Origin of the sequence: Ruegeria sp. HKCCA4008 (assembly GCF_013033125.1) — a bacterium.
Classification (GTDB): Bacteria; Pseudomonadota; Alphaproteobacteria; order Rhodobacterales; family Rhodobacteraceae; genus Ruegeria.
This window is the reverse complement of the sequence record NZ_WQDM01000006.1, coordinates 238,112-248,224: the sequence shown is the minus strand read 5'-3', so window position 1 is coordinate 248,224 and position 10,113 is coordinate 238,112. Positions and strand designations below refer to the sequence as shown.

Genomic DNA, 10,113 nt, shown 5'->3' with positions numbered 1-10,113 from the left:
GTCAGGCTCATAACCTGAAGGTCAGAGGTTCAAATCCTCTCCCCGCAACCAACTTTAGCGAACTTTTCGCATCGTCAAAGCCCGCCTCTTCGGCGGGTTTTGTCTTTTTTAGCATGGTGATCAAGTTGCCCTGCATGTCCAGGATGTGGTTCTTGGCACCATGGTCGTATGAAACGACAACCCGATCCAGCAGTTCGTGCAGCTCATCGCTCGCTCTGCCAGCCACACCTTCGTCTGTCAGGGTTGTCACCAGGTTGTCGATATATCCGCGATACAGCGACGGCATATCATCAGGAAGCGTGATGGGCCTTGGCACCAGCTGATCCCTCGTTGCCTGCAACGTTTTGAGTTCCTGGTCATATGAATTGAGACGCTCAACAACCACGTTTGAATGCTGACCATTCTCGATTGCATCCATCAGGTTCGAGATCTTCTTCTCAAGCTCTCTTGTCCTTTGGTCATGCAGGCGAAGTCCTTTGGTCATGCAGGCGAAGGGCCTCCCCGTTATCTTTCTCCTTGTGTTGCAAGTGATGGAGATACCGCGTTTTGAACTCTTGGAATGCTTCATCTCTCATCAAGTGCTCACGAAGGCTGCTGAGGATGGTCTCTGCTGCAAGATCTTCCCTCAAGCCTGGCATTCCTTTGCAGACTGATGCTCCCTTTTCCTTTGCATTGGCGCAGTAATAGCGCCGTGTTTTTGCGGAGCCTGCGACTGTCAGGTTGCCGCCGCACTGAGAGCATTGCAGGAGGCCGGAAAGAAGGTATTTCCGCCGACGAAGCCCCTGAGACGTGGACAAGCCGTTTGCATCAGTAGCCTTACGTTTCGAGCGCTGCCGTGCGAGGCTGTCCTGGCGCTCCTTCACGGCAAGCCATAGATCTTGGTCCAGAATGCGCAGGTGAGGCATGTCTGTGACTTTCCAGTCTTCGCGCGGAACTGGGCGCTGGACCTTCCTCCCGGTTTCTGGGTGCTTGGATGTTCGATGCCTTCCCCACACATAACGCCCGACATAGAGTTCGTTGTTGAGGATCCCATTGCCCCTTTTCCGGTTCCCATTGATAGTGTTTTGCTTCCAGTGGCCGGAGCCTGCTCCACGTCCACGGGGAGAAGGTATTCCATCATGGTTCAATCCTGCGGCAATCTTTTGGGGGGATTTCCCATCAGCGTATTCTTGAAAGATCCGCCGAATAATCATGGCTTGTTCATCCACGATCTCAAGTTTGCCCGTGTCTGAGACCCCGTTGGAAAGTGAGGCAACGCGATACCCATACGACAGGCCTCCAGCGCTCAGTCCGTTTTCAACTTTGCCTTCAAGCCCGCGACGTGTTTTTTTGCCGAGCTCTTCTAAGAACAAGGCGGAAAAGGTGCTGAGGATGCCGATATCCATCATTCCAAGCTTGCCGCGACCAAGCTGGTGAAGCTCAGCATCAGCGTGGGTTACCGTCTTATGAAAGGCCCAGACCAGTTCGCTATCACGTCCCAGGCGGTCGATGTGCTCGATCAGCACAATGTCGAACTTTTGGTCCCGAACGGATGACAGCAGTCTTTGATATTCTGGCCGCTCGCCGGTTGCGCCGGAGATTCCGCGGTCTGCAAAGGTCTCAGCGATCACCCATCCCTGGCGCTCCGCGTGGTGTCGGCATTCCCGGAATTGGTCATCAACAGACTTCGGGTTCTGCATGTCAGTGGAATAGCGGGCGTAAAGGGCAACACGCGGCTGATGCATGAATATCTCCGTTCAATGTTCGTCAAAGATGCTCAACTTATCGACGGGGCTTCAAGTGAAAAAATCCCGCCAAAGGAGAAAAGTGCCCTTGGAACGCCGAGCGATTCCAATATGATAGGCAGCACTGCATCCGGAGCCTCCTCTTTCGAGTTTCCCTCCTGGGACCCTTGTTTTGCGGCGACTTCGGCGATCAGGTCTATCATCTTCGAGAGGTTCATTCGGTTCTCCTTCGGCTGGGACATTCGAAAACGCAGCACGAAAGAGCCTTGAAACCTGAAGCATAGGCATGCGGAAGCCCGCGCCGTTCATGACGGTGCGGGCGATATTTGCGACAGCCAAAAACCTCGTAGAGCGAGCGGAAAAATGGGGTGCCGAAGGCGGGGCCCTATTTTTCCATAGTGAGCTATGAAAAAACCGGTTTTGTTTTTGTGAGCGCTCTCTGGGAACCATTTCCTTTGCATGAAAGCAGTTTTGAATATTGAGCGGATCGGCTTCAATGCTCTCAAGGCGCATGCGCAGCATGAGCGCCGAGAGATTGGGGACCAAACCCACACGGACGAGGCAAAGACACACCTCAACGCCTCTATTGGCCTCGATAAATGCCCTGAGACGGCTGTCAGGAAATACCTGGATCAGACTGGGGCCAAGATCGACAAGCGCAATGAGAAACCTATCACACGCGTTTTGTTGTCAGCCTCGCCGGAGTATTTTCGCCCTGGTCGTCCAGACCAAGGCGGGGAATATGACCGAGAGAGATTGAACCCCTGGGTTCGTGAAAGTGTCAAATGGCTCAAGAAGGAATTCGGTGAGGATGCGGTCCATATTGCTACGCATCTCGACGAAACCACACCGCATATCCATGCAGTGATTGTTCCGACCTATAACAAGAAAACCAAGCGCCGGACAGTCAAACAGGTCAGCCACCACAAGCACCCAGCGTTCGCGGCGCTGAACAGCTATGAGGATCTACACGACAGGTATGCTGCGGCGGTGCAGCACCTGGACATTCGTCGGGGCGACAAGCTCCCGGACGAACTCAGGAAAGAACGCCGCTCCAAGACAAAGAAGGAATGGCTGAACGGGCGTATCAAAGCGGCTTCAGCTCAATTGTCTTTGCTTGATGACGAGATCCGCATGCACCTGGGCAAGAAGCTCAAGAGCCTGCGGCAGACGTTCCTGTCTCGCAGGCCTCAGAAGGACCAAGGGGTAGCAGGTGCGGCCCTGGCACAGGTGCGATCAAAGACAAGAACAAGAGGACGGTCCCGATGAAGCATGACGAATTCACAATGGCACTCTGGGAGCTGTGTGATGATATTGCAGAATTTCCGACTGTCGAAGCAGAACAGGTTGAAAGGCTGCGAAAGGGCGCGCTGATTAAGGCAAATACGCCTTCCAAAGACCTCCTTGCCGAAAGCGTTGCCAACGAACCGCAACGCGAACGCATGGTGAGCGAATTCTATCAGGAGGCGGTCGCATCAGGGCTGGTCAGCGCGGAGGAGCTGCACGAGGAGAGAAGACCGTCCGCCGGGATGGATGCGGACCTTTGGCGCGTGCAGTATTTGGAAGATCGCATCCATCGGTATGGTCTGGCCCTGCTCATCCTCCAGCGCGTGGCTGAGAGTGACGACGAGCCCGACATTTCGCCAAACGAGCGAAAGGCCGAGAAGCCTTTTCGAGGGTGTGAGCGATAGCGCCCTGGTCGCCGCCGGAGGCGAAGACCAAGGCGTGGTCAATCAGGCGATGGCTTTGCTCCGCTCCTCCCAGTAGTCGCGGATTTCCATTGCCTCTTCCCAGTCAAGCGGAAGCTCATAGCGGCGCTCAAACAGCGAATATCGCATAGCGATGTGGGCTGCTTCGAGATTGTCATTGTCCAAGCTTGGGAACAGGTCGAAATCGACATCGCTGTGAGCGCCATGGGTCGAGAGGATGAAACGGGCCAGCCGGAGGCTCACCCCGCTGTCAGCTCTCACAGCATCCAGAAGCCGTTCAACTGCTTCACGGGCTTGTTCTTTTGTCACAGAAATATTTTTCATGAGGGATCTCTTGTATCGGAGGGGTTGAAGTCTATCTGGGGTAGGGGTTTGTTTTTGGCCTTCCCGAGAGTGAGAAGGCCAAAAACAAACCCCTACCCCTAAAAGATCAGTTCATCAGGCTCATGACTGAGTGGGCTTGGGCTGCGGATTTGATCTCCCGGATGCCAGAAACCAAATCTCGAGCTTTCAGGGGTTTGCCTCGTGCTTTGAGCCGGTCGCGGATGGTCTCAGCCTTTTGGACCGTCTTTTCCAGTTCGGAGAGGCCATAGCTGGTCAAAAGGCGGCGGGCGTGGTCGAGGTGCAGCGCCACCATCCGAACAGCCAGAGACATACTGCCGCGTTCAATTAGGGTTCCTGGGTGCCCCGCGATTACGTGGAACACAACAGCGTAAGAAAACGCTGAGAACATTGCACGCCGATAGAAGCTGGCCGGAATCTCAGCCTCGACGAACAGCGTGCGGAAGCTGTCTTTGAACAGATCAATCGCATTCGGGCAAAAGGTGAAGGTGGCGTCTTCAAATTCGCTGCGCGAAAGCAATTTCAACCAATCAGACCGCAAGTGGGCATAGCGGCTCTGGATGGCGGGACAATCCCAGTCCTCGAAATAGATCGGAAAGTCCTGCGTAAGCCGCTTGGGGTCCCGGTCGGCGTGAATGAAATTGTAACGCTGCGCGAAACCATCCACCAAGGATTCAGCACCAATTTGGTCACCGAATGTTTCGCCAACATTGATACCGAGGATCGAGAAGGCGTGGTCCTGGATTACAATCTGCGCCTCCTTGGTCATGCGTGTGATCTCTCCGCCAGAATAGGCTTGCAGCAAGATATCTTTGATTTCTTCCATGTGCTGGAGGCGCTGAATTTGGTTGAGGAACTGGCCGAATTCGTCACGGACCATCAAACCCTTTGGGGCTTGCTGGATATTCGCAACGAACTGAGCAGCGGAGGACGCCGATTTCAGTTCTGGAACCACTGGCTTGCCGTCAGCACCTGTAAGCCAACTCGCAACCTTGTCAGTCGCAAAGGTTTTGCCAGATCCCGAAGCCGCGAGAACTACGGTCCAGAGCTTTGGCGAATACAGAGAGCCGCTGATCTCGTATTTCGCTCCCAGGGCATTTAGATAGCCCGAAACAATGGACAGCGCTGCGACCAGTGGCAATTCCAGGGGAATGTCCGTCTCGCGTCGGAAGAGTTCAATGATTTCTTCGAGGAATGAACCCGGAGGAACCACCTTCAGACCATCCCAATCGGGGGAGCCTTGATAACTCAGGAAGGCTTGGACGGTCTCTTGTCCTTCCAGGGTTAGCCCGGAAAGACAGTCGAGAAGACGAGGCGAGGGGGTGCCAACCTTCTTGGCTCCTTTGAGGGAGTTGTTGCGGACATGCGGTGACATAGAATGATGTTCCTTTTCAGTTTATGTTTTGACCGGTGTTTGTTCCGGCTGAAAAGGAAATTGGCCAAAGCTGACGAAACCGAAGAAATTGGCAGCACATTTCTCGAAAAAAATCGGGGGGGGAGGGGAGGAAAGCGTCAGTGATCACCTGTTAAGTATATGAGTTTATGTGTTTTTTACTGTGGTTTTGGAGTCAGCAAGCCGTATGCAACGTGAAAGGAGGGTGGCGAATCTTGTTCGCTTCATTGTCCTCAATGAACTTGCACATATGTAGCGAATGCGCGTCTTGCATCACTGATCATGAAGAGGGGTGTTGAAGGTGAGTCGGTTGGATGCGGACGTGGATAATGTTGCCTGATTGTTTGTTTGACTCATGATTTCGAAAGGTTTTTCGGTCAATGTCTACATATAGTGACCGAGGGTAGTAGCTGAGAAGGCTGTGCTTGACGCGCAGTTCAAATGAAACTACATCTTGGTTGTGCCTACGCGCCGTTCGTGCGCTGTGATGAAACTCAAAACTCTGAGCATCTCAGCGCCGAGTGTTAGATGGAATGTTGGAGCGACCGGAACGTAACTGTATCCGAGAGTCAATCCGGCGGACTGACTGCAGCGAGACGGGGGTCGCGGTAGGCAAAGTAATAGTAGATGGGGTCCACGTTTGACGTGGACCCCATTCTATTTTGTGAAGTAGTCGTTTGCGAACATATTTAGGTGGGTGCGAGTTGAAATTGGGTGCTCATCATCGTGACAGCCTCTGAACACTCCCTCAATGCTCGTTCGATCCTTTTCGGTAGCGGAGACATTGTAGTGACGTTTGTCATCAATTCGTGCGCCGAATCGAAAGTATGCGTTTAATTCACAGGATTTCGGATGTGGGTGCCCAGTTTCTGGCCGAGCATGCCTCTCCTTTCCATATGAAAAAAAGAGATATTTGTCGTCCACGACGTATTTAGTTTTGTATGCGGACTTCTTCCTTGGGCGAACGCGCCGCCGAAGCGATTTTAGCTGTTTGTCAATTTCTCCTGAAAGGTCGCCATAGACACAGGCGTTTCCAATGATCTCCGACAATTGACGCAATTCGTCGCCATGGAAATTCCTAATCGGCAGCGACATCAGCTCGATATCGTTTGCTGATGAAAACCGCATTAGTATCTGCCCAAGCGCTGCCAGACTCCTGCTGAGAAGCTTGTCAAAATACCCCTTGTGATTACCTGATATCTCAGCGCTGTTAAAACCTACCACGAAAACAGCATTCGGGATGCGTCGTGTCAGGAATAACAAATCGTGATCTACCAGAAGTATACAGGCATCTGCATCATTTGATCGTTGAACAATGAACGCTTCAAAGTCCTCCTCTGAAGCGGCCCCCCTCGGAGAATACGAGTTTATGTGAACGGTCGGGCGCTGCCGCGAAAAATGCCCCCTGTTTAGAGCATCTTTGGGAATGGCTCGCCCCTTCTCGCCAAAATATTGGCGCACGTTACCATCGCGTGTTGCAACGCAAACAAAAAGTCTCATTATTTCGAGATGAGTTTGGCCAAAATTTTCGTGGGGATATGAACTTCGCTTAGTTCCTCGTCACTCAATTGAGAAAGAAGTTTCAGGAAAGAGGTCACGATAACTGCGTTTGGGGGTTGGCGGCGTTCACGCTTTTCTGGTTGTGTCTCACGCTCAAGATCCGGGAACTTGTATTCGTTACCTGCGGGGATCACTCCAACTTGTGCTTTTCGCACTGGGTGCTCCACCAGCAAGTATGAGCCAGTGGCTTCCGTAGCTTTGACGAAGTGTTTTAGCCGTTCGTCACCTAAAATATCTTTGTAGTCTGTGCCGTGCTCTTCCTTGAACTCACCAGGGATTTTGCTGAGTAGATATGGTTCTTCGAATGCGTCCCAAAGCTCATTGCTGTTGGTTTTAATAAAATCAATCAGCGTATCTCGGTTGATTGCAGGGGTGTTTGACATGTCGTGTCTCTTCAGCGAATTCAAATACTTAGTGTAAGCTTGGATAGCATTCTACTTTTAGGGGCATCAATGCCTGATTTGCATGGGCTTTGATGGATGCGAGGTCTTTTGAGAGAGCGCAGTGCTTCCGTCAGTTCATGTTGCTTCAAGAATTCGCCAAAGTCCAAATCCTGCTCCCGCAACCAAACTTTAAAGACGAATATAAAACACTTAGCCTCGCAGCTCGCGGGGCTTTTTGCGTTTGGGTAATGTCCCCTGGCGAACAAGTGAGCATTTTCGAGGTTGGACATGGCAATGGGATCCAACTGTAATAAGAGAACTTCATCGCTTTCGGAAAAAGATCTCATAATCGGAGCAGCTATACAGAACGGGGATTCGATGTGCTGTGTCGCTTCGAACCTGAAGGTTCGGTGGCCTCGCGTTGATAAATGCCTCAGAAAAATTCGCCATATCTGGCCCATGATCCATCTATGTTGGCGTCTTTTACCGTGATTTCAACGGGTTCAGCAATTTTGCCAGAGAGTGGCACAAATCAGATATTTCGCCTTGTATTCCCGTCGCTTGCAAGGATATACCCGTCGGCGGAGACGTGGCCGAGTGGTCGAAGGCGCTCCCCTGCTAAGGGAGTAAACCAGGAATGGTTTCGAGGGTTCGAATCCCTTCGTCTCCGCCATAAACCTTTGATAATAATCGTAAATAAATTTGCGCCGCGCCGCAGAATGCCTGACATTCTTTGCGCCTAAATTGATCGATTTTAACATTGAATCGAAACACTATTTTCCAACACAGTATGAAAAAGTGGCACAAAACTGACACAGATTCGCGCTCAAACCGCCGCCTTGTAAATTTGTTTTCACTTTATGGTGCAGTTGCAGAAAAATCGGCACTGGCTTAGAGCGATTTCCGACCGTGTATCTGATTTACGTTAATGCGCGTCAGCGTCATCGACACCATCGGTGAAATCTCCAAGAGAATTTAGAGACCGATCTAACATCTCGATGGCGTTCTGGACGATCCAACTCGGGTTTAAGAAGTCTGTCCAAATTCTAGCCATCATACCATCGCTCACATAGAACCAAGGCTCTTCCGTGTAGTCTGAAAGCTCAGGGTGTTTAATGCGGCATTGAATGCTATTCTCGTCAGCTTCAACCTTCAGTTCAATTCCATCGTAAGCCAGCTTCGATTCAAACTTACCCATGTCCAAGATGGTTACGATCACTACCTCTCCGTGTACAAACTTGGCATAGTTCTTAGTATGCTTGAAGGACAACGCATATGGGTAATGATACGCCCATAGCATATTGGATTTTATGTCATTGACGAAATTTCCAAGAGCGCGGTCACCGTCGATGCCATCCATCAGTCGGCTCATATCTCTTTCAGCGCCCTGGAAAACAGCGACTCGCAAGCACTCATCTACATCGAATGTGACCATACCCTCGGATTCCGCATCCTGTATTGCGGCTTCGAGCTGTTCTGAATATGAATTCAACGGGAGAGATGTTTCAATCCGAACGGTGGTTTTTGAGTTTCCACGAAATCCTTGAGCCCGATCCGATTCAAGAAATTCCAATAGTTTTGCCAGTTTCCGCTTTTGACGTTTCCCACGTTTGTCTTTCGTCTTGGACGACTTGACTTCAATGGGGAAAGGGTCTGCGGCACCCAAGAGGCAAACGTCCCCGTACCTAACGACATTGGTTAGATCACAGAGCACTGCTGGCACGCCTGCTTCGATGGCTTGCTCTAAAACAGCAATTTCTCCGGCAAGTCCAGTTTGACCTGATAGAAACCCTCCACCTTGTTTGGGGCTGTAATTTTCAACATTGAAGTAGGTTTGTTTGAGAGAGAACCTATCAAGATAAAGGAAGGCTAGGCTGTCGCCCAAGCAAAGGAAATTATACCGCAAGTACTGCCAGTCTTTTGGATCATCTCCGCTATCTTTCGCAGACTTAATTTCAGTTTCCGTTCTCAGGATTGCGCTTACTAAACTCCTCTGTATTTCAAGAAGGTGATCGAGACGATCTAGGTCCTCAGCAAGAACGTGAACTTCGCTGTGTAAACGAAATAGTTCTTCGTAAAGTGCGTCCTCTTCCGATTGTACGCACGTATCTTCTTTGGGATTTGTATCGATCATCAAATGCTCAGAGAGTTGTATGGCAGTCCGCTTTGGGCTTCCAGGGGTGCGAGTGGTTAGAACTCAGTCCGTACTTATTACGAAATCCTCTTTCTCCGGGTCATATCGCCACGACACCCTGCTCGGATAATCGTGTGCGGCAAGCTCGAGTATCTTGACGATCTCTATGAGCGGGACTCGATATACCCACTTTTTTTTCTGGTAATCAGAACTTGTATACAGCCCTTCCCAATTTCGGTCTAAACCACGATAGGCGTATGTGAAGTCAGCGTGGATAAACTGATTGCATAGAAACATCGGCCCTCGAGTGACGGGTTCCTCGCAATCAAGTTTATATAGCTCCTCAATGTCGCGGTAGATTAGCCTATGTGGCTTTCCATCGAAGGCGCAACGAAATACCTTGGCCTTGTGGTTTTTCATCTTGGACGAAAAACGGTTAGCTTCTGCTAGTCTTCGGACCATGAACATCGCCACGGTCACATCCTTTTCGAAGTTCACTACCAGCCGTTCGCTCCAACGTGGTGGCTTTCTTACCGGCTGGAAGCTTTTTGCGTAAGCAATCAGATCTTCACGCCAATAGTGTGATTCAATTACCATCGATATGTTCCATGTCGACCCGGTCAACTAACCGCGTATACGTGAGCTTCCCTTAGCCTAATTTTCCGTCAACCGGCCTCAAGCCACTACGTCTGTGAACGTTTGAAATAGGCCCCGGTTTGGGCAGATACCTTTTTAACGTGCAGAACCCAACGGACAAGTAACAGTATGAGTTTCTGACAAAAAACATGAAAACGAGAGAGGCAAGCGCACGGGACACTGAGCTTACGCGAGTTATTTCGTGCAAAATTGGCACAAAACTGACACAACA

At 50.9% G+C, this 10,113-nt stretch carries 11 protein-coding genes and 1 tRNA gene; 3 read left to right on the top strand and 9 right to left on the bottom strand.

The window, feature by feature from the left end; all coding sequences use genetic code 11:
* Positions 1-7: 7 nt before the first annotated feature.
* From GOW60_RS21165 to GOW60_RS14945, 3 genes are read right to left on the bottom strand one after another with little or no spacing between them, the layout of a single operon-like run.
* Complete coding sequence (locus GOW60_RS21165; RefSeq protein WP_254443971.1) at positions 8-418, bottom strand: hypothetical protein; 411 nt, start codon at positions 416-418, stop codon at positions 8-10.
* A gap of 40 nt (positions 419-458) precedes the next feature.
* Entirely contained in the window at positions 459-1,724 is a 1,266-nt protein-coding gene (locus tag GOW60_RS14950; RefSeq protein ID WP_254443970.1) for a recombinase family protein, read from the bottom strand.
* Between the two features lie 32 nt (positions 1,725-1,756).
* Entirely contained in the window at positions 1,757-1,942 is a 186-nt protein-coding gene (locus tag GOW60_RS14945) for a hypothetical protein (RefSeq protein ID WP_171229883.1), read from the bottom strand.
* 241 nt (positions 1,943-2,183) lie between these two features.
* Between GOW60_RS14945 and GOW60_RS14940 the strand changes: the two genes are divergently transcribed.
* Both GOW60_RS14940 and GOW60_RS14935 read left to right on the top strand, forming a co-directional pair.
* Positions 2,184-2,993, top strand: coding sequence for a plasmid recombination protein (locus GOW60_RS14940; protein WP_171229882.1), 810 nt, complete (start codon positions 2,184-2,186; stop codon positions 2,991-2,993).
* Complete coding sequence (locus GOW60_RS14935; RefSeq protein ID WP_171229881.1) at positions 2,990-3,415, top strand: hypothetical protein; 426 nt, start codon at positions 2,990-2,992, stop codon at positions 3,413-3,415. Before GOW60_RS14940 ends, GOW60_RS14935 begins: the two co-directional genes overlap by 4 nt.
* Before the next feature lie 42 nt (positions 3,416-3,457).
* On the opposite strand, the gene GOW60_RS14930 is transcribed toward GOW60_RS14935, so the two are convergent.
* From GOW60_RS14930 to GOW60_RS14915, 4 genes are all read right to left on the bottom strand, one after another.
* Positions 3,458-3,757 carry a hypothetical protein gene (locus GOW60_RS14930; protein WP_171229880.1) on the bottom strand — a complete coding sequence of 100 codons (300 nt, stop codon included), beginning with the start codon at positions 3,755-3,757 and terminating at the stop codon, positions 3,458-3,460.
* A gap of 106 nt (positions 3,758-3,863) precedes the next feature.
* The gene (locus tag GOW60_RS14925) at positions 3,864-5,150 is read right to left on the bottom strand and encodes a DUF3987 domain-containing protein (RefSeq protein WP_171229879.1); all 1,287 of its coding nucleotides are present in this window, start codon (positions 5,148-5,150) and stop codon (positions 3,864-3,866) included.
* A gap of 675 nt (positions 5,151-5,825) precedes the next feature.
* Entirely contained in the window at positions 5,826-6,668 is an 843-nt protein-coding gene (locus tag GOW60_RS14920) for a hypothetical protein (RefSeq protein WP_171229878.1), read from the bottom strand.
* Entirely contained in the window at positions 6,668-7,111 is a 444-nt protein-coding gene (locus GOW60_RS14915; protein ID WP_171229877.1) for a hypothetical protein, read from the bottom strand. The genes GOW60_RS14920 and GOW60_RS14915 overlap by 1 nt, the downstream gene beginning before the upstream one ends.
* A gap of 583 nt (positions 7,112-7,694) precedes the next feature.
* Between GOW60_RS14915 and GOW60_RS14910 the strand changes: the two genes are divergently transcribed.
* A tRNA-Ser gene (locus GOW60_RS14910) sits at positions 7,695-7,784 on the top strand.
* A 252-nt stretch (positions 7,785-8,036) separates the two neighbouring features.
* On the opposite strand, the gene GOW60_RS14905 is transcribed toward GOW60_RS14910, so the two are convergent.
* Together GOW60_RS14905 and GOW60_RS14900 are read right to left on the bottom strand one after the other, a co-directional pair.
* The gene (locus tag GOW60_RS14905) at positions 8,037-9,245 is read right to left on the bottom strand and encodes a hypothetical protein (RefSeq protein WP_171229876.1); all 1,209 of its coding nucleotides are present in this window, start codon (positions 9,243-9,245) and stop codon (positions 8,037-8,039) included.
* A 63-nt stretch (positions 9,246-9,308) separates the two neighbouring features.
* Positions 9,309-9,842, bottom strand: a complete 534-nt coding sequence (locus GOW60_RS14900) for a hypothetical protein (protein ID WP_171229875.1) — start codon at positions 9,840-9,842, stop codon at positions 9,309-9,311.
* Positions 9,843-10,113: the final 271 nt, after the last annotated feature.